This is a genomic window from Clostridium ganghwense (genome assembly GCF_026735165.1).
In the GTDB taxonomy this organism is placed as follows: Bacteria; Bacillota; Clostridia; order Clostridiales; family Clostridiaceae; genus Clostridium_H; species Clostridium_H ganghwense.
In genome coordinates, this window is record NZ_JAPQES010000007.1 from 87320 (window position 1) to 109244 (window position 21925).

General features: G+C 28.6%; 24 protein-coding genes. 21 read left to right on the forward strand and 3 right to left on the reverse strand.

Annotated elements, in window-relative coordinates; genetic code table 11:
- The first annotated feature begins 2 nt into the window (after positions 1-2).
- Genes rlmN through OXH55_RS17240 form a run of 6 tightly spaced genes read left to right on the forward strand, consistent with a single transcriptional unit; the run spans position 3 to position 5902 of the window.
- Positions 3-1031 carry a dual-specificity RNA methyltransferase RlmN gene (gene rlmN, locus OXH55_RS17215; protein ID WP_268051339.1) on the forward strand — a complete coding sequence of 343 codons (1029 nt, stop codon included), beginning with the start codon at positions 3-5 and terminating at the stop codon, positions 1029-1031.
- 49 nt (positions 1032-1080) lie between these two features.
- The gene (locus tag OXH55_RS17220; RefSeq protein WP_268051340.1) at positions 1081-1836 is read left to right on the forward strand and encodes a Stp1/IreP family PP2C-type Ser/Thr phosphatase; all 756 of its coding nucleotides are present in this window, start codon (positions 1081-1083) and stop codon (positions 1834-1836) included.
- Positions 1833-3728 carry a Stk1 family PASTA domain-containing Ser/Thr kinase gene (pknB, locus tag OXH55_RS17225; RefSeq protein ID WP_268051341.1) on the forward strand — a complete coding sequence of 632 codons (1896 nt, stop codon included), beginning with the start codon at positions 1833-1835 and terminating at the stop codon, positions 3726-3728. The genes OXH55_RS17220 and pknB overlap by 4 nt, the downstream gene beginning before the upstream one ends.
- A 22-nt stretch (positions 3729-3750) precedes the next feature.
- Positions 3751-4620 (forward strand): ribosome small subunit-dependent GTPase A, encoded by an 870-nt coding sequence (gene rsgA, locus OXH55_RS17230; RefSeq protein WP_268051342.1) that lies wholly within the window; start codon positions 3751-3753, stop codon positions 4618-4620.
- Positions 4614-5264, forward strand: coding sequence for a ribulose-phosphate 3-epimerase (rpe, locus tag OXH55_RS17235; RefSeq protein WP_268051343.1), 651 nt, complete (start codon positions 4614-4616; stop codon positions 5262-5264). The genes rsgA and rpe overlap by 7 nt, the downstream gene beginning before the upstream one ends.
- Positions 5265-5266: 2 nt before the next feature.
- Positions 5267-5902 carry a thiamine diphosphokinase gene (locus OXH55_RS17240; protein WP_268051344.1) on the forward strand — a complete coding sequence of 212 codons (636 nt, stop codon included), beginning with the start codon at positions 5267-5269 and terminating at the stop codon, positions 5900-5902.
- A gap of 257 nt (positions 5903-6159) precedes the next feature.
- On the opposite strand, the gene rpmB is transcribed toward OXH55_RS17240, so the two are convergent.
- Complete coding sequence (rpmB, locus tag OXH55_RS17245) at positions 6160-6351, reverse strand: 50S ribosomal protein L28 (protein ID WP_268051345.1); 192 nt, start codon at positions 6349-6351, stop codon at positions 6160-6162.
- A gap of 198 nt (positions 6352-6549) precedes the next feature.
- Between rpmB and OXH55_RS17250 the strand changes: the two genes are divergently transcribed.
- The 6 genes from OXH55_RS17250 to OXH55_RS17275 all read left to right on the forward strand — a co-directional run bounded on the left by OXH55_RS17250 (position 6550) and on the right by OXH55_RS17275 (position 12325).
- A complete protein-coding gene (locus OXH55_RS17250; RefSeq protein WP_268051346.1) occupies positions 6550-6897 on the forward strand; it encodes an Asp23/Gls24 family envelope stress response protein in 348 nt (115 codons plus the stop codon).
- Positions 6898-6910: 13 nt separating this feature from the next.
- Positions 6911-8575, forward strand: coding sequence for a DAK2 domain-containing protein (locus OXH55_RS17255; protein ID WP_268051348.1), 1665 nt, complete (start codon positions 6911-6913; stop codon positions 8573-8575).
- Positions 8576-8626: 51 nt separating this feature from the next.
- Positions 8627-10651, forward strand: coding sequence for an ATP-dependent DNA helicase RecG (recG, locus tag OXH55_RS17260; RefSeq protein WP_268051349.1), 2025 nt, complete (start codon positions 8627-8629; stop codon positions 10649-10651).
- 91 nt (positions 10652-10742) lie between these two features.
- Positions 10743-11300 (forward strand): 16S rRNA (guanine(966)-N(2))-methyltransferase RsmD, encoded by a 558-nt coding sequence (gene rsmD, locus OXH55_RS17265; protein ID WP_268051350.1) that lies wholly within the window; start codon positions 10743-10745, stop codon positions 11298-11300.
- Between the two features lies 1 nt (position 11301).
- The gene (coaD, locus tag OXH55_RS17270) at positions 11302-11784 is read left to right on the forward strand and encodes a pantetheine-phosphate adenylyltransferase (protein ID WP_268051351.1); all 483 of its coding nucleotides are present in this window, start codon (positions 11302-11304) and stop codon (positions 11782-11784) included.
- Between the two features lie 13 nt (positions 11785-11797).
- Positions 11798-12325, forward strand: coding sequence for an ATPase (locus OXH55_RS17275; RefSeq protein ID WP_268051352.1), 528 nt, complete (start codon positions 11798-11800; stop codon positions 12323-12325).
- On the opposite strand, the gene ylbJ is transcribed toward OXH55_RS17275, so the two are convergent.
- Both ylbJ and OXH55_RS17285 read right to left on the reverse strand, forming a co-directional pair.
- A complete protein-coding gene (gene ylbJ / locus OXH55_RS17280; protein ID WP_268051353.1) occupies positions 12305-13504 on the reverse strand; it encodes a sporulation integral membrane protein YlbJ in 1200 nt (399 codons plus the stop codon). The genes OXH55_RS17275 and ylbJ overlap by 21 nt on opposite strands.
- 73 nt (positions 13505-13577) lie before the next feature.
- Positions 13578-14765 (reverse strand): nucleotidyltransferase, encoded by a 1188-nt coding sequence (locus OXH55_RS17285; protein ID WP_268051354.1) that lies wholly within the window; start codon positions 14763-14765, stop codon positions 13578-13580.
- A gap of 314 nt (positions 14766-15079) precedes the next feature.
- Between OXH55_RS17285 and pta the strand changes: the two genes are divergently transcribed.
- The 9 genes from pta to OXH55_RS17330 all read left to right on the forward strand — a co-directional run bounded on the left by pta (position 15080) and on the right by OXH55_RS17330 (position 21817).
- Positions 15080-16081, forward strand: a complete 1002-nt coding sequence (gene pta, locus OXH55_RS17290) for a phosphate acetyltransferase (protein WP_268051355.1) — start codon at positions 15080-15082, stop codon at positions 16079-16081.
- 52 nt (positions 16082-16133) lie between these two features.
- Positions 16134-17327, forward strand: a complete 1194-nt coding sequence (locus OXH55_RS17295; RefSeq protein ID WP_268051356.1) for an acetate kinase — start codon at positions 16134-16136, stop codon at positions 17325-17327.
- Between the two features lie 130 nt (positions 17328-17457).
- Positions 17458-17955: a YceD family protein gene (locus tag OXH55_RS17300; protein WP_268051357.1), complete on the forward strand. Its 498-nt coding sequence runs from the start codon at positions 17458-17460 to the stop codon at positions 17953-17955.
- A gap of 18 nt (positions 17956-17973) precedes the next feature.
- Entirely contained in the window at positions 17974-18156 is a 183-nt protein-coding gene (rpmF, locus tag OXH55_RS17305) for a 50S ribosomal protein L32 (protein ID WP_268051358.1), read from the forward strand.
- Between the two features lie 167 nt (positions 18157-18323).
- Positions 18324-19322, forward strand: coding sequence for a phosphate acyltransferase PlsX (gene plsX, locus OXH55_RS17310; protein WP_268051360.1), 999 nt, complete (start codon positions 18324-18326; stop codon positions 19320-19322).
- Between the two features lie 90 nt (positions 19323-19412).
- On the forward strand, positions 19413-19646 hold the full coding sequence (gene acpP / locus OXH55_RS17315; RefSeq protein ID WP_268051361.1) for an acyl carrier protein: 234 nt from the start codon (positions 19413-19415) through the stop codon (positions 19644-19646).
- A gap of 59 nt (positions 19647-19705) precedes the next feature.
- Positions 19706-20413: a ribonuclease III gene (rnc, locus tag OXH55_RS17320; RefSeq protein ID WP_268051362.1), complete on the forward strand. Its 708-nt coding sequence runs from the start codon at positions 19706-19708 to the stop codon at positions 20411-20413.
- Positions 20406-21494 (forward strand): elongator complex protein 3, encoded by a 1089-nt coding sequence (locus OXH55_RS17325; protein ID WP_268051363.1) that lies wholly within the window; start codon positions 20406-20408, stop codon positions 21492-21494. The genes rnc and OXH55_RS17325 overlap by 8 nt, the downstream gene beginning before the upstream one ends.
- Before the next feature lie 62 nt (positions 21495-21556).
- Positions 21557-21817, forward strand: coding sequence for a stage V sporulation protein S (locus OXH55_RS17330; protein ID WP_268051364.1), 261 nt, complete (start codon positions 21557-21559; stop codon positions 21815-21817).
- The last annotated feature ends 108 nt before the right edge of the window (positions 21818-21925 follow it).

Sequence of the window (21925 nt, forward strand, 5' to 3'; positions counted from 1 at the left end):
ATATGAAGAATATTTTGGATTTAAACTTAAGCGATTTAAAAAAATGGATGGAAGATAACGGAGAAAGCAAATTTAGAGGGAAACAGGTTTTTGATTGGATATATAAAAAAGAAATATTTGATTTTGAACAAATGACTAATATATCAAAGAAAACAATACATAAATTAAAAGAATTTTTCTATATAGGTATACCAGAAGTGGTGGAAGTTTTTACCTCTGAAATAGATAATACAAAAAAATTTCTTTTTAAGTATAAGGATAACAATATAATTGAGTCTGTGGTAATGAGATATAAATATGGAAATTCTATTTGTATATCAACTCAAGTAGGGTGTAGAATGGGATGTAAATTTTGTGCATCTACTGTAGACGGAATGATAAGAAATTTAACTTCTGGAGAAATAATAGCGCAAATTTTAAAAGCTCAGGATGAAATTGGAGAGAGAATTTCTAATGTTGTTTTAATGGGGAGTGGCGAACCTTTGGACAATTTTGAAAACGTACTAACATTTCTAGAACTAGTTAATTCTGAAGAAACTTTAAATATAGGTCAAAGACACATAACATTATCAACTTGTGGTATAGTTCCTAAAATAGAAGAACTTGCAGATAAGAAACTTCAAATAACATTAGCAATTTCTCTTCATGCACCAAATGATGAAATAAGAAGAAACATGATGCCTATTGCCAATAAATATTCTGTTGAGGAATTAATAAAATCTTGTAGATATTATTTTAATAAAACTAATAGAAGGATATCTTTTGAATATGCTCTAGTAAAAGGAATAAATGATAAAAAAGAAAATGCAGAAGAATTATGTTCAATTTTAAAGGACTTTAGCTGTCATGTAAATTTAATACCTATAAATGAAATAAAAGAAAATCAATTTAAAAAATCTAGAATAGATGATATAAATAGATTTAAAGAAGTTTTGACAAAATGTGGTATAGAAACTACAATAAGAAGAGAAATGGGTTCAGATATTAATGCAGCCTGTGGTCAATTAAGGAGAAATTATATTAAGAAATAAAATTTAAGCTTTTGTAGTAATTGTTATGTGTGATGGAGGGAATATTTTTATGGGTTTTAATAGAATGTGCCAAGAAAATTGCTCAGTAGGATATTTATCTGATAAAGGAAATATTAGAGAAATTAATGAAGATTATTTAGGTTTTTATGAAGATCACAAAGTTAAATTATATGTAATTGCTGACGGAATGGGTGGACACAATGCTGGAGATGTTGCTAGTAAGGTTGCAGTTGAAAGTTGTATAAATTATATTAAACAACTAAAAGAGATAAAAGATATAGACAAAGTATTAAGAGAGGCTATTACTTATGCTAACGAAATTGTTTATGAAAAATCTAAGGCAAATGACAATTTAAAAGGAATGGGGACAACTATCACAGCTTGTTTTATGTTGGAAAAAGAGGTGGTAATTGCAAACGTTGGAGATAGTAGCTGCTATGCTGTTACTGAAAATAGAATTGAAAAGATAACAAAGGATCATTCTTTAGTACAAGAATTGATTGATGATGGAAGTATTACTGAACAAGAGGCATTAACCCATCCAAACAAAAATATAATAACAAGAGCGTTAGGCACAAGAAAAACTGTGGAGATAGATATTTTTACAAGAAAAACAGATGAGATACAGAAATTTATATTATGTACTGATGGACTTACAAATGAAGTTAACAAAAAAGAAATGTATGATATAATATTAAAGAATGATAATAATGATGCGTGCAGAGTATTAATTGAAGCAGCAAAAAACAAAGGCGGAAGAGATAACATTTCAGTTATTGTATTTGGAGGAGAGTGCAAAAAATGATAGGAGCTATGCTTGGAAATAGATATGAGTTGTTAGAAAAAATCGGAGAAGGGGGAATGGCAGAAGTATATAAAGCTAAATGCCATTTGCTAAATAGATTTGTTGCAGTTAAAATTTTAAAGAATCAGTACTCCGATAATGTAGAATTTGTAGATAAGTTTAAGCAAGAAGCAGCATCAGCGGCAAGTCTATCTCACAATAATATTGTTGGAATTTATGATATAGGTTCTGAAAATAGTATAAATTATATAGTAATGGAATATATAGATGGTAAAACTTTGAAGCAAATTATAAATGAGCAGAAAGTTTTAAAATACAATGAAGCGATTATGATTGCTATACAGATAGCTAAAGCATTAGAATGTGCACATAATAATAATATTATTCATAGAGACGTTAAACCGCATAATATTTTAGTTACAAGAGAAGGGATAATTAAAGTTACTGATTTTGGTATAGCAAAGGCAACTTCTTCTGTAACAATAACTAATTCTGATAGGATTATTGGTTCAGCTCATTATTTTTCTCCAGAACAAGCGAAAGGAAGTTTTGTAGATTGCAAAACTGATATTTATTCTTTAGGAATAATAATATATGAGATGGTTACAGGTAGAGTTCCCTATGATGCAGAAAGCCCAGTTTCTGTGGCTTTAAAGCATATACAGGAACCGGTTATACCTCCTAAAGAAATTAATCCTGATATTCCTGAAAGTTTAAATACTTTAATATTGAAAGCTATTGAAAAAGAACAATATAAAAGATATCAAAAAGCTCAAGATATTCTTTTAGACTTAGAAAAAATCAAACAAAATCCAGATGTGGAAATTGTTGTTGATGGTAGTGAGAATGAGTATACTCGAATTATGAAACCTATAAATGAGTCAGCAGAGATAAATGATAAATTTTCTCAGGATGAAGAAGATGAATATTTAGAAGATGAGGGAATGAAAATAAGTGGTAAAACAAAAAAAATAATAGTTGGAAGTCTAGCCGCTTTAGCTATAGTAATTATTGGATTTGTATCTGCATTTGTTGTTTCTCAAAAGAAATTGAGTACAGGTAGTGAAGTAGCTAAAAAAGGAAAAGTTACTGTACCCAATATTATAGATTTCAGTAAGGAAAAAGCTCAAAAAGAAATTGAAGCTTTAGGATTAAGATTTGTTACTACAAGTGAAAGCAGTGATAAACCTAAAGGGGTAGTTATTAAATGTTATCCGGTTGCGGGAACAGAGATAGATAAAAGTGAGCAAGATGAAATAAGGGCTATAGTAAGTTCAGGACCGAGAGTGTCTGCTATACCTAACTTATTTGAAATAGAATTTGAAGAGGCTAAAGGATATTTAAAAGCTTATAATTTAAATTTAGGTAAAGTATCACATGAATATAGTAATGTAGAAAAAGGACGTGTATGTAAGCAATCTCCAGAGGCTGGTACTGAAGTTGGAAATGATAATAGTGTTGATTTAGTAGTAAGTAAGGGACCAGAAGTTAAATACGTTAAAGTTCCAAACTTGATTAATAAAAATTTTGATGAAGCTGCAGATATGTTAGATAGAGCTAAACTAAAACTTGGTTCGGTTACTAAAATTAAAACTTCTGATGAAAGTTTAGATGGAATAGTATCGGTACAGAGCATTAAACATAATAGTACAGTAAAAGAAAATACCTCAGTTAATATAAGTTACTATGTATATAGTGATAAAGGCTTTGTTATTGTACCGAACTTTGTAAATAAAACAGTAGAAGAAGCTAAAAAGATTGCTAAAGAGTATAACTTAAACATAAATGTTAAGGGAAATGATGATTTTATTATAACTTATCAAGACAAAGTTCCAGGAAAAGAAGTGTTGGAAGGAACAACTATAAACCTTAAAAGTGAACCAAACCCATAAGAACATTTATTTAGGAGGAAATATGGAAGGTACAATTATTAAAGGAATAGGTGGATTTTATTATATTAAAGTAGAAGAAAAAATTATTGAGTGTAAAGCAAGAGGAAAATTTAGAAATAAAGGAATGTCACCTATTGTTGGTGATAGAGTTGAAATAACAGCAAATAATGACAAAGGAACAATTGAAAAAATATTTGAAAGAAAAAATGAATTAATACGACCTTTAGTTTGTAATATTACTCAAGCTTTTGTTGTTTTTGCTTTAAGAAATCCTAATATTAATCTAGATCTTTTGAACAAATTCTTAATTCAGTGTGAGTTAAAAAAAATAAAAGCTATAATATGCTTTAATAAAATTGATTTGTTAGAAAATCACGAAGAAGAAGAAGTTGTAAAAATGATTGAAAGTGCAGGATATGAATATATTTTTTTAAATGCTAAGAAGGGAATTGGATTAGATAATTTAAAAAATAAATTAAAAAATAATGTTACAGTTTTCTGCGGTCCATCTGGAGTAGGCAAGTCTACTATTTTGAATAATATTGTGGGAAAAAATATTATGGAAACTGGAGAAATAAGCACAAAGCTAAAAAGAGGAAAACATACAACTAGACACAGTGAATTGGTAGAAGTGTGTGGAGGATTTGTAGTAGATACTCCTGGTTTTTCTACTTTGAATTTAAATGTTGAATCTAAGGAAGAATTTAAAAATTGTTTTCCGGAATTTTGGGAATATGAAGATGGATGTAAATTTAGTGGGTGTATGCACTATAAAGAACCAGGGTGCATGATAAAAAAGGCAGTAGAAGATAATGAAATTAATGTAAATAGATATGAATTTTATATTAGAACTTTAGAAGAAATTATTAAGGGAGGAAAAAACAAATGGTAAAATTATCACCGTCTATATTATCAGCTGATTTTAAAAAACTTGGAGAAGAGGTAATAAAACTAGAAAAATATGGGGCAGATCTAATACATATTGATGTAATGGATGGTATGTTTGTGCCTAATATTTCTTTTGGGCTTCCAATTATTAAAAGTATAAGACCTATTACTAAGCTTCCATTTGATGTTCATTTAATGATTGAAGAACCATCAAGATATATTGAAGATTTTGCTAATGCAGGGGCAGATATTATAACAATTCATTATGAAGCAGAAAAGCATTTAGATAGAACAATAAATTATATAAAGAGTTTTGGGGTAAAAGCAGGAATTTCATTAAATCCAGCTACTCCTGTAGAGTCTATAAAGCATCTAATTAGTTTAGTTGATATGGTGCTTATAATGTCGGTTAATCCAGGATTTGGAGGACAAAAATATATAAATTATTGTTCTGATAAGATAAGAGAAGTGAAAATGTTTGCTGAAAAATGTAATAAAGATTTATTGATCGAAGTTGACGGTGGGGTTGGAGTAGATAATGTTAACGAAATAGTGGATTGTGGTGCCAATGTAATTGTAGCAGGTTCAGCAGTATTTAAAAATGGTGATATTGAGAAAAATATTATAGATTTAAAAGAAAGATTTTAAATATGAAAATAGTTATTGCTTCAGGGGGAATGCCCCCTTCTTATGATTTGCTTTATGAAGAGTTAAAAGAAGCCTCATATTTGATATGTGCAGATAGTGGAGCAAATTATTTGTATGAATATAATATATGTCCTGATATTTTGATTGGAGATTTTGATTCAATAGATATTCAAGTTTTAAATTATTTTAAAGACAATCATACTAATATAATACAGTATCCACCTGAAAAGGATTATACAGATACAGAAATTGCTGTCAATAAAGCACTTGAACTTAATGTTGATGAAATAGTTTTATTGGGATGCACAGGAACAAGGATAGATCATTTTTTAGGTAATCTTGGTATGCTTTTAAAATGTTTAAGCAAAAAAGTAACAGCATATATTAAAGATGAACATAATACAATTACAATAGCAGATAAATCTTTAAGTATATTTGGAAGTGAGGGAGAAACATTTTCGCTAGCTGCATATTCTGAAAATGTTGAAAATTTGACTATTAGTGGAGCTAAATACCCGTTAAATAATTATTATTTAGAAATTGGCAGTGCTTTAACTATATCAAATGAATTTCAAGATAAAGAAGTTAAAATAAATTTTGATGAGGGTATTTTATTGATAATTTACTCTAGAGATTAAACTTTAGCATATAGGTATTAATTATTCCTATATGCTATTTTTGTAACGCAAATAAAATAGTTACATATAATAAATAAGAGCTTGATTTTAAGCAGATATAATAGCCATATTTTAAGGAGGTTATTATGAAAATTATAGCTATTAAACTTCCAAAGTTTCTATCTAAAATAATAAAAGTTTTTACTAAAAAATAAAAAACAAAAAAATAAAAAATGCAATTGATTTAACAATTGCATTTTTTATTTTTGCTTCAAAAACTATATAGCACGTTGTACTTTTCCAGAACGTAGGCATCTAGTACATACCTTTACAGTTTTAGGTGTTCCACCAACTATAGCTTTAACACTTTTTATATTTGGAGCCCATCTTCTCTTTGATTGACGATGAGAGTGGCTGTATTGTACACCTGATATAACGCCTTTTCCGCATATTTCACATACTTTTGACATTTTATAACACCTCCTATAATTGAAGATAAATATTCTATATAACAGAACGACTTATATTGTAGCATATATAGTATGTTTTTGGCAAGTAAAATATAAAGCAAATAGTAAGAATAAGTATTAATATGATTAATTTTCTTGATAAAATTAATCATATATTATAAAATAAATATTATGCATGAGAATTAAGGAGGAATATATATGTTAGGAATAACCAGTGAACATGGTGCTATAAATTATTCTGACGAAGTTTTAGCCAACATTGTTGGGGTATCAACAATGGAATGTTATGGTGTTGTAGGTATGGCTTCAAAAAATGCTAAGGACGGTCTTTGGGAGCTATTGAAGGTTGAAAGTTTAAATAGAGGAGTAAGAATTCATAATAAGGATAACAAATTATTTATAGAACTATATATAATAGTAGAGTATGGAACAAAAATATCAGTTATTGCAAATAACATAATACAAAAAATAAAATATCATGTAGAAAATTATACTGGACTAAAAGTTGCAAGCATAACTGTAAATGTTCAAGGGGTAAGAGTCTAAGGAGGTACTAAAATTGGAACGTTTTAAGATAGATGGACATGATTTGCGCAATATGGTAATAAATGCATCAAATAACCTTGAGGAGAAAAAAGAATTTGTAAATTCATTAAATGTTTTTCCAGTTCCAGATGGTGATACAGGAACAAACATGTCTATGACCTTTAGAAGTGCAGTAGCAGAGGTTGAAAATTTAGAAAGTAATTCTATTTCAGAAGTAGCAAAAAGAATTGCTAGAGGGGCTCTAATGGGAGCTAGAGGGAATTCAGGGGTTATACTTTCTCAAATTTTTAGAGGTATAGCAAAAGGTTTGGAAGGAAAAGACGAGGCAGATGCTTTAACTCTTGCTAATAGTATACAAGAAGGATCTAAGCATGCATATAAAGCAGTTATGCGTCCTACAGAAGGTACTATATTAACTATAATTAGAGCTGCTGGGGAAAGTGCTGTTGATTCAAAGGAAAGTGATATTGTTAATTTATTAGATAAAGTATGTACATTTAGTGAAAGTGTTCTTAATAAAACACCTGATATGCTTCCAGCATTAAAAGAGGCAAAAGTTGTTGATGCAGGTGGTATGGGATTATTAATTATCTTAAAGGGAATGTACAAAGCATTAAGTGAAAATATTGAAGCAAGAATAGAAGAAGTTAAAGTAAAGAATAATGAAATTAATAAAAATAAATTAGCTCAAGCTAGTATAAAAGCTGAAGATATTAAGTATGGATATTGTACAGAGTTTTTTGTTTCTACAAAAAATGCAATGGAAAAGACATCAGATTTTAAAAAGTTACTTGAACCTATAGGGGATTCTATGATTGTTATAGGAGTAGACGATATTATAAAGGTTCATATTCATACAAATGATCCAGGATTTGTATTATCTGAAGCAGTGAAATTAGGCGAATTATCAAAAATAAAAATTGATAATATGAGAGAGGAACATAGAAAAATTCTTGAACTAGAATATGCAACTACTGAAGAAGAAACTTATAGTAAAGATGAAGATGTAATATTCGAAGAAGAGGAATATGCTTTTATATCCGTTACAATGGGAAATGGACTTAAAAATATTTTTAGTGATCTTGGGGTTAATTCAGTTATTGAAGGCGGTCAAACTATGAATCCAAGTACACAAGATATAATGGAATGTATAAATAATATTAATGCGGAAAATATATTTGTATTACCAAATAATAAAAATATTATTATGGCAGCTGAACAAGCAGCTGAACTTTCAGAAAAAAATGTAATTGTTATACCAACAAAGACAATTCCACAGGGAATAACGGCTGTAACAGTTTTTAATCCTGAAAGTACTGTAGATGAAAATATTGAGACAATGAATTCAGCTATACAAAATGTAAATACTGCTTCTGTAACATATGCAGTACGTGATACTGAAATGGATGGAAAAGCTATTAAAGAAGGGAATATACTTGGATTAATTGAAGGAAAGATAAGCGAAATTGGAAAAGATATTTATGAAATTTGCGATGATATTATATCTAATATGGTAACTGAAGAAAGTGAACTTATTACAATTTTTTATGGAAAAGATTGTGATGAAGAAAAAGTTGAGGAGTTTTCTACAAAGTTAGAGGAAAAGTATCCTGATATTGATGTTCAATGCTACAGTGGTGAGCAGCCATTATACTATTTTATAGTATCTGTTGAATAAAAAAAAGCCTAAGGGCTTTTTTTATTATAAAGAATAGTGGAGAATAGAATGATGAATGTTAATGATAAGATTAGTGTTTTAAAAGGAATAGGTCCTAAGACTAAAGAAGTGCTGAACCAGTGTGGCATATTTACAATATTAGATTTTATACTATACTTTCCTAGAGATTACGAAAATAATGAGTATTGTGATAGTATTGTTAAAGCAGAAGAAAATAAGAAAATAATTATTAAGGCTAAAGTTAAGCAAATAAAGAAAGATGCTTATATAAGAAAAAACATGATTATTACAACTATTGTTTTTAATGATGGAAAAGAAAATTTTGAAGCTAAGTGGTTCAATCAACCATATATAAAAAATAAGTTTAATTTATCTAATGAATATATTTTATTAGGAAAGTTGGAAATTCAAAAAAGCAAAAAAAATTTGATGAATCCAATTATGCTTAATAAAGGGGAGATAAGAGAAATCCGTCCAAAGTATTCATTGAAGGGCAAGCTAAATAATAATTTTTTTGTTAAAACAAATCTTTGGATACTTGATAATATAAATATTGAAGATAATTTACCTAATAAAATTTTAGATACATATGATTTGTGTTCTCTAGATAAAGCTATTAGAAATATTCATAAGCCTAGAGGAAAAAAAGAATTGGAAGAGGCTAAAAAAAGATTAAAGTTCCAAGAACTTTTTACATATTCTTTAAAGTTATTGATGATAAAAAGTTTAAGGATTAGTGAAGGGACTTCATTTAAAATAGTAAAAGAACTTAAAGATTTAAAAGAAAAACTACCATTCAATTTGACTAATGCGCAAAGTAGAGTGGTAAGAGAAATATTAATTGATGAAAAAAAAGATGTTCCAATGAACAGATTAGTTCAAGGCGATGTTGGTAGTGGTAAAACCATAGTTTCTATTATTACACTTTTTAATGTTATCCAAAATGGGTATCAAGGAGTACTTATGGCACCTACTGAAATACTTGCTATGCAGCATTATGTAGAAGCACAAAATATATTAAAAGATTTTAATGTGAATATAGAATTGTTATGCGGAAGTACAACGATTAAAAATAAAAAAAGAATAAAAGAAGATTTAAAGGATGGAAAAATAGATATTATAGTTGGTACTCATGCTCTATTAGAAGATGATGTGGTATTTAGAAAGTTAGGAATGATTGTAACCGATGAACAGCATAGATTTGGTGTAAGACAAAGAAGTAAATTATTTAATAAGGATAGTAAAGTTGATATTTTGGTTATGACTGCTACACCTATTCCAAGAACTTTAGCTTTAACTTTATATGGTGATTTAGATATATCTTGCATAAATGAGCTTCCTCCAGGAAGGAAAAAAATAGATACTTATTATGCAGATAAAACTATGAGAAAAAGAGTTTATAATTTTGCGCTGAAGGAAATTGAAAAAGGAAGACAGGTATATGTAGTTTGTCCTTTCGTAGAGGAAAATGAGAAAATAAAAATATCATCAGTAGAAAAACTATATTCAGAATTAAAGGAAGAATTTTTTAGTGATATTGAAATAGGAATTCTTCACGGAAAAATGGCTTCCAAAGATAAAGAAGAAGTTATGAATAAGTTTAAAAATGGGAAAATAAAAGTACTAGTAGCAACAACTGTAATAGAAGTTGGTGTTAATGTTCCTAATGCTACTCTTATGATAATTGAGAATGCTGAAAGATTTGGCCTTTCACAGTTACATCAATTAAGAGGTAGAGTTGGAAGAGGAGATAAGAAATCTTATTGTATATTGATTGCTGATGCAAAAAGTGAAATAACTAGAAGAAGAATGGAAATAATGACTAAAAGTAATGATGGCTTTTATATTGCAGAAGAGGATTTAAAGTTAAGAGGAAGTGGAGAAATCTTTGGTGTTAGCCAACATGGAGAAGATGGTTTTTTATTAGCAAACTTAGTGCAAGATATTCATTTGTTTAAAATAGCAAATACTGAGGCTAAGCGTATAATTAATAGTAATTTACAAGAAGATATGATAATAAAAAATGAAATTTTAAAGAAGCTAGAACAAACTTCTAGATATATTTGCTTTAATTAAAATAAAGTCATAAAATATTTTTGTATAATTAATAGATGTATGTTAAAATATGAAATAAGATGCACAAAAGTGGTAACGAAGGAGGATAAAAATGAGAATAATTGCAGGGAGTGCAAAAGGTAGAAAGATTTTGCCACCTGATGGTATGCAAACAAGACCTACACTCGATAGAATAAAAGAAAGCATTTTTAATATAATTCAAAATAGAGTAAGAGATTCAGTGGTAATTGATGTATTTTCAGGAACAGGAAGCTTAGGGTTAGAAGCAGCTAGTAGGGGAGCAGCTGAATGTTATTTGGTGGATAAACATCCTACTACATTTAGTCGTTTAAAACAAAATGTTGAAAATTTAAAATTTCAAGATATTTGCAGATGTTTAAACATGGATTCATATGATGCACTAAGAGAAGTTGCAAGAAAGAATAAAATATTTGATTTGATTTTTATTGACCCTCCGTATGCTAAAGAGATGATTCCACCGGCTGTGGAAATAGTTTATCATGAAGGATTGCTAAAAAGAGATGGATTAATAGTAACAAAGATTGATTCTTCTGAGGAAATATATGAAGGTAATGAAAAAATAGTCCTTATTAATCATAGAAAATACGGTAATACAACTGTGTGTTTTTATGCATTTAAGGAGGAATAAGATGAGAAGGGCAGTTTTCCCCGGAAGTTTTGATCCAATTACTAAAGGACATTTAGATATAATTAAAAGAGCTTCAAAAATTTTTGATGAAGTTATTGTAGCTGTTTTAATCAATCCAGATAAAAAAGGACTTTTTACCATAGAAGAAAGAGTAGAATTAATAAAAAAAGTAATAAAAGATATAGAAAATGTAAGAGTAGAAAGTTTTCATGGTCTACTGGTTAATTATATGAAGCAAAGAGAGGCTCAAGTAATTATTAAAGGTTTAAGAGCTGTCGCAGATTTTGAATATGAATTGCAAATGGCGCTTATGAATAAAAAACTTGATCCAGAAGTAGAAACAGTTTTTATGATGACAAGTGCTAAATATTCCTATTTAAGTTCATCTTCAATTAAGCAAGTTGTTACGTTTGGTGGTTGTATCGATGAATTAGTTCCAGATGAAATTATACCAGATATTATGGGGAAAATTAGTGAGAAATAAGGTGATGAATTAAATGGAGGTTATGAAGTTATTGGAGTATCTTCAAGAAATAATTGAAACATCACACAATGTACCAATTTTAGGGAAGACGATGGTTAAGAAAAGGGAATTAATAGATGTTGTAGAGCAAATTATAAATTATCTCCCCGATGAATTTAAAAAAGCACAGTGGATATGTGAAGAAAAAGAAAGAATTTTAAGTGATGCTCATAAACAAGCTGAGCAAATAAAGAAAGAAAGTTATAATATGTTAAGAAAAGAGATTGAAAATCATAATATTACAAAAGAAGCAAAAATAAAAGCTGAAGAAATTCTAACTTCAGCTCAAAGAGATTCAAAAGTAATTAGATTAGGTGCAAAAGAATATGCAGATGAAATATTATGCGGTTTAGAAAAAGAAATTAATAATATGGGTGAAAAAATGCTTTTAAGTGTTAAAAATCAAACTGAAGAATATCTAAAATCTATGGAAACAAATATTACAGATACAACTGATGTTATAAGACAAAATATTAAAGAATTAAGAGATACGGTTAAATAATTTATTAAATTTTGTTATAAGGAATGGAGATATTAATATCAGTACGCACAATATAAATAAACTAGTATGGTTAATAAAGTTAATATTTTCTATGTTTATATTAAAGACTGTACTTGATATATGAATTATATCTATTTTATAAAGAACAACAGTTAATAAGCTGCATATTGTTCCTTGGATTAATTTTACTTTTATATAGTTATTGATTGAAATTTTAAATTTATAAACAATAGAATACACTTGACCAATTATAGATAAACCACTAAAACTTAAAAAGAAGCTTATAAGTATTAGTTTGCATAAAATGGTAAGGCCATTATTAGAAGAAATTAGGCTGCATCCATTTGTCATTTCAAGTAGTCCTAGTAAAAAACTTTGTAATGTTTCTATACATATACCTAAAACCATAGAGAGTTTTGTAAAAACAATATCAGATATGATATTGTTTTTTACTATTGTACTAATAACAGAAAAGAAAACAATAAATCCACCAATTGAAAATGAGGATTTAAGAGCATTATCTATACTTTCCTTTAATACATTACCAATATTTCTTTCTTTATAAATATAATTATTTGTGCTGCTTTTTATATAAGGAGAAGGTGTGTGTGATGGTAGAAAAATTCCAGTGATGAAACAAGATAAATAACATGAAAGTAGCAATAAAAAACCTAAAGAAGAATTATTAAGCATTGAAGTTCCAACAGCTCCTATTACAAATATAGGGCTTGGGTTGGAGGCAATGTTTACAAGTCTTTGGCAAGTTCTGAAATCTATTAGATTTTTTTCATATAAATCACAAGCATATTTTGCCCCTAAAGGATATCCACAAAATATACTAATGATTAAAACAATGGAACAATTTTTGGGTAATCTAAGAGGTTTACATAAAATATTTCCAAAAAATTTAGAGTAAATATTTACGGCATTATAAGATAACATTATATTAATTAATACTAGAAATGGAAATAAGGATACAAAAACAGATTTTATAAATAATTTTGATCCATCTAAAGCTGATTCTAAACAAAGTTCAGGGTTTAAGGTTATATAAATAATAAGCACACTGCATATTATTGTGAAAAGAATGTTTTTACCTAAATTTTTAGAGATGCTTTTAGATAAATTAAAAATTAAATATATAATTGTAAATAATATTAATAAAAAAAGTATTTTCATATTAAAATCCCCTTAAAATATATTAATTTTTCATATAATTAATATATTTTAAGGGGGAGGTACAATATTACTATTAAAGTAAAGTAATAGGACTAATTAAATAATCAGAATAAGGTGCAAGAGAACTATTCATTAAACTATAAGCATTAGTAGCCTGTATGTCTAATGTCAATGTTTCATTTAAATTTTTAGGCAATTTAGTATAAAGAGGAATTGAAGAGGTGACTTTTAATTTCTTTAAAATTTCTCTTCCTGTGTTATTGAATCCTAAAACTCTAGCATAAGGACAAGATAAATTTCTTAAAGTTTTAATATTATATCTATCGAATCCTATAAAATATTGACATAAAATCCTATTAATGCGAGTTTCTGCATAACGTTTGCTTTTAATGTTAGAAACTAATTCTTGATAAGTATTAGCATCATATATGGATTTTAATATTTTATTATGTAAACCTTCAGAAACATCAGGAAGGTTTTCAAGAGTATTAGATGATGTAAAAGCTTTAAATTTTAAAAATTTTAACATTGAATCTTCAAAGGTTAAAGAGTTTTTATTATTTATAGTTTTTATTATTTCAAATGAATAATGAGGTACCTTTTCTTTCAAAATATCTATGTTATCTTTTGTTTTCAAATGTTTTCTAATTGCTGTGGCACTACAAAAGTTATTTTCTGTAATAATACTACTATTATAAGCTGAACCTTTTCTGTGGACTGTGTAAGGCGTAATAGTACTATTTAATCTTAGTAAACTTTTACAATATTCTATACCTAATATATTATTAGAACAAGATAATATATTAGATATAGAGGAATTATCTTGGAATAAATTTGAAAGTGATTTGCTGCGAGCAGCTGGATAGGATAACCCTTTGTCTAAATATTCCTTTAGTTTTAATTTAAATTCAGTTGGTTCCTCAATAAGTATAGTTGCTATTTTTTTTTGAATATCTACATTTCCGCTTTCGCTGCCAAAACATAAATTATTTAAAAGGCTAACAGAACCAAAGGCAAAAAATTCTGCTGAGGATAAGCTATAAACTGTAGGAAGCTCAATAACTAAATCAACTCCATTTTTCAAAGCAGCCTCTGCTCTATTCCATTTATCAATTATTGCAGGAAGTCCTCTTTGCACATAATTTCCACTCATTACGCAAATAATACCATCACAATTAGTAATTTTTCTCGATTCTTCTATGTGGTATATGTGACCATTATGTAGAGGATTGTATTCAGCTATTATTCCAGTAATATTCATTAAATCACCACCTTATAATAAGTAAATCATAGATAAATAAATATACAAATAGTATGTGGAAATAAATTATAATTTATAAAATAACTTTATAAAATAAGGGATAATATATAGTATACAATATAATACAGATAAAAAGATAATGCATAATATATAGTACACAACATAATACAGATTAAAAAAAATAATAATACAGATTAAAAAAATATTGTTTTTTTTGTTGAAAATTATATAAGAAAAGGTGTATAGTATTATATAGAGTATATTATACAGTATACTATACAATATTGTTGGTTAAAACGAAAGGAGAAATTAACATGGGATTTATGGAAAAGATATGGGACATTGCAAAAGCAGATTTGCAAACTATAGTTCTTCCAGAAGGAGAAGAAGAAAGAACTCTTATTGCATCAGGAGAAATTAATGAAAAATCATTAGCAAAATTGGTTTTATTAGGTAATGAAGGTATAATAAAAAGCAAAGCAAAACAATTAGGAGCAAATATTGAAGGAATAGAAATAGTTAATCCTGAAACAGCTCCGAAGCTTGAAGAATATGCTGATGAACTATATAGAATGAGAAAACATAAAGGAATGACTTTTGAAAAAGCTTTAAAAGTAGTTAAAGATCCTTTGTATTTTGGAACTATGATGTTACAAATGGGTGATGTAGATGGAATGGTTTCAGGTGCAATACATACAACTGGTGATTTGTTAAGACCAGGATTACAAATAGTAAAAACAGCTCCAGGTTCATCAATAGTTTCTGGATTCTTTGTTATGATGGTACCTAACTGTGAATATGGTGAAAATGGATTGTTAGTATTTGCTGATTGTGCAGTAAATCCTAATCCGACAGCAGAACAGCTAGCTTCAATTGCTGTAACTACAGCTGAAACAGCAAAAAAATTATGTGGTATAGATCCTAGAGTTGCAATGTTATCTTTCTCAACTATGGGTAGTGCAGACCATGAACTTGTTGAAAAAGTTAGAAAAGCAACTGAAATAGCTAAGAAATTTAGACCAGATTTAAAAATCGATGGTGAAATGCAATTAGATGCTGCAATAGATCCAAGTGTTGCTGCATTAAAGGCTCCAAATAGTAATGTAGCTGGAAAAGCTAATGTATTAGTTTTCCCAGATTTACAAACAGGAAATATAGGATATAAATTGGTTCAAAGATTTGCTAAAGCAGAAGCTATAGGACCTGTATGTCAAGGATTTTCAAAAGCAATAAACGATTTATCAAGAGGATGCAGTGCAAATGATATAGTAAATGTTGTAGCTATAACTGCAGTTCAAGCACAAAAAGGAATTTAATCCATACATACTGTTAATAAAACGTTAAAATCATAAATTTGGAGGTTAGCATATGAAAGTATTAGTAATAAATTGTGGAAGTTCATCTTTAAAATATCAACTTATAGATATGTCTAATGAAAATGTTTTAGCTAAAGGTTTAGTTGAAAGAATAGGGATAGAAGGTTCTATTTTAACACAAAAGGCAAATGGAAGAAAATATGTAATCGAAGAACCAATGGAAGGTCATAAAAAAGCTGTAGAACTTGTTTTAGGAGCTTTAGTTGATGAAAACGAAGGCGTTATAAAAGATATGGCTGAAATTTCTGCTGTAGGTCACAGAGTTGCTCATGGTGGAGAAAAATATGCTGAATCAGTACTTATAGATGAAGATGTTATGAAGACTGTAGAAGAATGTGCGAAGCTTGCACCGCTTCATAACCCACCAAACATAATAGGTATTAATGCATGTAAAGAATTAATGCCAAATACTCCTATGGTTGCAGTTTTTGATACTGCTTTTCATCAAACTATGCCAGAAAAAGCTTATTTATATTCACTACCATATGAATTGTATGAAAAACATAGTATAAGAAGATATGGTTTCCATGGAACATCTCACAAATTTGTGGCTAGAGCTGCAGCTGAAATGTTAGGAGAAAATATTGAAAAATTAAGAATTATTACATGTCACTTAGGAAATGGAGCAAGTTTAGCTGCTGTTAAAAATGGTAAATGTATTGATACAAGTATGGGATTCACTCCTCTTGCAGGTTTAACAATGGGAACTAGATGTGGAGATATAGATCCTGCTATAGCTACATTTTTAATAAAAGAATTAAATATGTCAGAAGCTGAAGTAGACAATATAATGAACAAGAAATCAGGTGTTTTAGGAATCTCAGGAGTAAGTAGTGACTTTAGAGATATTGAAGGGGCTGCTACTGAAGGTAATAAAAGAGCTGAATTAGCATTAGAAGTATTTAAGTACAAAGTGATACAATACATAGGGTCTTATACTGCTGTTATGGGTGGAGTAGATTGCATTGTATTTACAGCAGGACTTGGAGAAAATGCAATAGGAACAAGAGAAGAGATAGTTAATGGATTAGAATTCTTAGGTGCAAAAATTGATAAAGAAAGAAATAACGTAAGAGGAGAAGCAAGATTAATCAGTGCTGATGACTCTAATGTTAAAGTATTTATTATACCAACAAACGAAGAATTAATGATTGCAAGAGATACAAAAGAAATTGTTGAAAAATAAAGCATAATATAACAAAGTATAATAAAAATGCTTGACTTTTTATGTTCATATTTATATAATAAGTTGTGGCTAATAGATTCTATGGTTACATAGGCTTTATTAGCCCATTTATAATAATAGAGGTGTAATTATGATAATTGGTATTTCTGATTTGATTGGGAAAAAAATCAAAGAAAAAAAAATCAATATGTCTTTTGAAGGTGAAAATATTACCTTTGAACAAGAAGAAATTGAATTTGTTGAGCCTATTAACATAGAAGGCATTTTTACTATAGCAGGTGACATAATTAACTTTGACGGAACAATAAAAACAACATTAAAACTTGTATGTTCTAGATGTCTTGAAAAATTTAATTACCCTTTAGAAATTCAAATTCATGAAAATTTTTCAAAATTTGAAGATAATAAAGACGATGAGATTATCATTATAAATGATGATAAGGTGGATTTTTCACCAATCATTGAAACTAACATAATTTTGTCACTACCGATGAAAAGACTTTGCAGTGAAGAGTGCTTAGGACTATGTACGGTATGTGGCACAAATTTAAATCATTCTACATGTAATTGTGAAAAGAATGATATTGATCCAAGACTTGCAAAGTTAAGAGATTTTTTCCCGAACTAACTAAGGAGGTGAAAATAGATGGCACATCCAAAGAGTAAAACATCAAAAGCTAGAAGAGATTCAAGAAGAGCTCAAACATTTAAACTAAGTGTACCAGGGATGGTTGAATGTCCACAATGCCACGAAATGAAACTTGCTCACAGAGTTTGTAAAGAATGTGGATACTACAATGGAAAAGAAATAGTTTCAAAAGAAAATTAAGAAAAAAAGAAAGTCGTATGACTTTCTTTTTTTAAATTTTTTTATCTATTTGAAATATTTAAGACAATTAATTCTTTATATTTAAATAAATTTATATTATAATCTAATAAAAGTGAATTATTGGTAAATTAAATAGGTGTGAATATATATAAAGCGAGGGATGGAGTATGAAGATAGCAATAGATGGTATGGGAGGAGACCATTCACCTCATGTAGTAATTGAAGGGTGTATTGACGCAATAAAGGAATATAATGATATAGAAATAATAATAACGGGACCAGAAGAAGTACTGAAGAGAGAAGTGAGTAAATATAGTTATAATTCTGAAAAAATATCTATATTAGATGCTAAAGAGATAATTAGTAATAATGAACACCCTGTAATGGCTATACGCAGAAAAAAAGATTCCAGTATATATAGAGCATTAGAGTTAGTTAAAAAAGATGAGGCAGATGCTGTTATATCAGCAGGAAGTACTGGAGCGTTTTTAGCTGGAGCCACACTGGTTGTAGGAAGGATAAAAGGTGTTAATAGACCAGCATTAGCACCTGTAATGCCAGGTAAGAATGGACCATTTATGGTCATAGATTGTGGTGCAAATGCAGAATCAAAACCTAATAATTTAGTGCAGTTTGCTAAAATGGGGGAAATATATTTTGAGAATATATTAAAGATTGGAAATCCTTCCATTGGTCTTATAAATATAGGCGCAGAAGAAGAAAAAGGCAATGAACTTACAAAAGAGGCACATAAACTTTTAAAAGAATGTGATTTTAATTTTGTAGGAAATGTAGAACCTAGAGAAATTCCAACAGGTGATGTAAACGTATTAGTTTGTGATGGATTTATAGGAAATACTGTACTTAAAATGTATGAAGGAGTTGCTCAAACTATATTTTCAACTTTAAAGGATGAGATAATGTCTTCATTTAGAACAAAATTAGGTGGAGCATTATTAAAACCTGTTTTCACTAAGTTTAAGAAGGATTTTGACTATAAAGAATATGGTGGGGCAGCTTTTCTTGGCGTTGATGGAATATGTATTAAAGCTCATGGAAGTTCAGACAGTAAAGCTATTAAAAATGCAATAAGACAGGCAGTTACTTTTTATGAAAATGATATTATTGGTAAAATAAAAATACATATTGAAGAGAAAATGGTATAAAATATACTATAAAAATAATATTACCTTATTGACGATATATAAGTTATGTAATATTATCATATTGTAGAATTTTGATTGGAGGTGAAAAAAATGGTTTTTGATAAAGTTAAGAATATTATAGCAGACCAACTTGGTCTTGATGATAATACAATTACAATGGATTCATTATTTGCAGACGACTTGGGAGCTGACTCACTTGATGTAGTAGAACTTATAATGGCTTTAGAAGAAGAGTTCGATATTGAAATACCAGACGAAGATGCTGAAAAAGCAACTAAAGTTGGTGATGTAGTAGAATACATAAATTCTCATATTGAGGAATAATTTGAAGTCCCGTAATTAGCGGGACTTCAAATTTCTATTAGAATAGAGGAGCTGTTTTTATGAAAGAGAATAGAGAGTATATCCTCAAGAAATTAGAAGATAAACTAAATATTAAATTTAAAGATATTAATTTATTAAATACTGCATTGACGCATAGTTCGTGTGTTAATGAAAATAAAAGTATAGAGCATAATGAACGTTTAGAATTTTTAGGTGATTCTATACTTCAATTGTGTATTTCAGAACTTTTGTTCAATAAATACAAAGATATGCCAGAAGGATTTTTAACTAAGAAGAGGGCGCTTATAGTATGTGGTAATTCACTTTATAATGTGGCTAGGAAATGGGATATTGGAAAGTACATTAATATGAGCAAAGGCGAAGAAATGACTGGAGGGAGGACAAGAATATCCATATTAGCTGATTGTGTTGAAGCAATAATTGCTGCTATTTATCTGGATCAAGGATATGATAGTGCTAAGTCATTTATAATAGAAAATTTTAAAGAAATTATTGAAAAGGCTCATAGCAATGAGATAATAATTGATTACAAAACAAAATTACAAGAAACTATTCAAAAATTTGGAGAATATATCATAGAATATAATCTAACTGGATATGAAGGACCTCCTCATAGAAGGAAGTTCTTTACAGAAGTGTTGATTGATTCTGTAGCTAAGGGTGTAGGAGAAGGATATAGCAAAAAGGAATCTGAACAAAATGCTGCTAAGGAAGCGCTTCAAAATTTGGAGGATAAATATGAGTAAATCTCATTATATAATCCCTATATTTGTACCACATGAAGGATGTCCTCATAATTGTGTTTTTTGTAATCAAAATAGTATTACTGGGAAAGCGGATAAAGTTACTTCAGAATTTGTAGAGAATATCATAGAAGAATATCTAAAAACTATAAATAGAGAAAATGCTGTTGTAGAAGTTTCATTTTTTGGAGGAACTTTTACAGCAATAGATATAAATAAGCAAAGAGAATTATTAGCTGTTGCAAAAAAATATAAAGATAAAGGTTATATTGATTATATACATTTATCTACAAGACCAGATTATATTGATGAGGATATACTAGAGAATCTAAGAAATTATTCTGCCGATATAATTGAATTAGGAATCCAATCTTTAGATAATGAAGTTCTCTTAAAAGCTGGTAGAGGGCATGATGAAAATGATGTAGCTAGGGCTTCTAAGCTTATAAAAGAAAAGGGATTTATATTAGGTCATCAAGTTATGTTAGGACTTCCAGGAGATAATTTTGAAAAAGATATAGAAACTGCTAAGAAGGTTATTAAACTAAAACCACATATTGCAAGAATATATCCAGCACTAGTAATTAAAGATACTCCAATGGAAAAAATGTATAATAGTAGTAATTATAGTCCTTATACTTTAGAAGAAGCAGTGAAGATTAGTAAGATTATATATTCTATGTTTGTAGCTAATGATATTAATGTAATAAGAATTGGTCTTCAACCCACAGAAGAAATAAATTTGGGGAAAGATATTGTATCAGGTCCGTTTCATCCTGCTTTCAGAGAATTGGTTGAGGGAAGTATATATAATGATATAATTTTTGAAGAAATCAAAAATAATGAATGTGAAGAATATACAATTTACATAAATAGTAAGGATATCTCAAAATTATATGCACATAGAAAAAAATTTTTTAATGACATGAAGATTCAAATAAAAACAAAAAAAATCAAAGTTTTACAAAAAAATGATATTAAACGAGGACATGTATTGTTAATATTTGATAATACATGTAAAAATATATCATTCGAAGAATATTTGAAAAAAAAGTATAAAGAAGGATATTTGGAAAATTTATAGAATATATTCCCTATAAGATATGCAAAAATATACAATAATAAATTTTGTAGGGAGGATTTAAAATGGAAATATTAAAAGTATCAGCTCAATCTCAACCAAAATCAGTAGCAGGTGCACTTGCGGCCGTACTTAGAGAATGTGGAAGTGTTGAACTTCAAGCAGTAGGAGCAGGAGCAGTAAATCAAGCAGTTAAAGCATTAGCTATTACCAGAGGATTTGTTGCACCAAATGGAATCGATTTAGTGGTTATTCCTGCATTTTCTCAAATATCTATAGATGGTGAAGAAAGAACGGCTATAAAATTTATAGTAGAACCTAGATAAAATAAACCGTGCTCTGCACGGTTTTTTTTTATTTTGACTTATAATTGATATTTAAAGCCATATGCTATAAAATTATATAGGTAAAAGTTGTATCAAATAAATATGTGA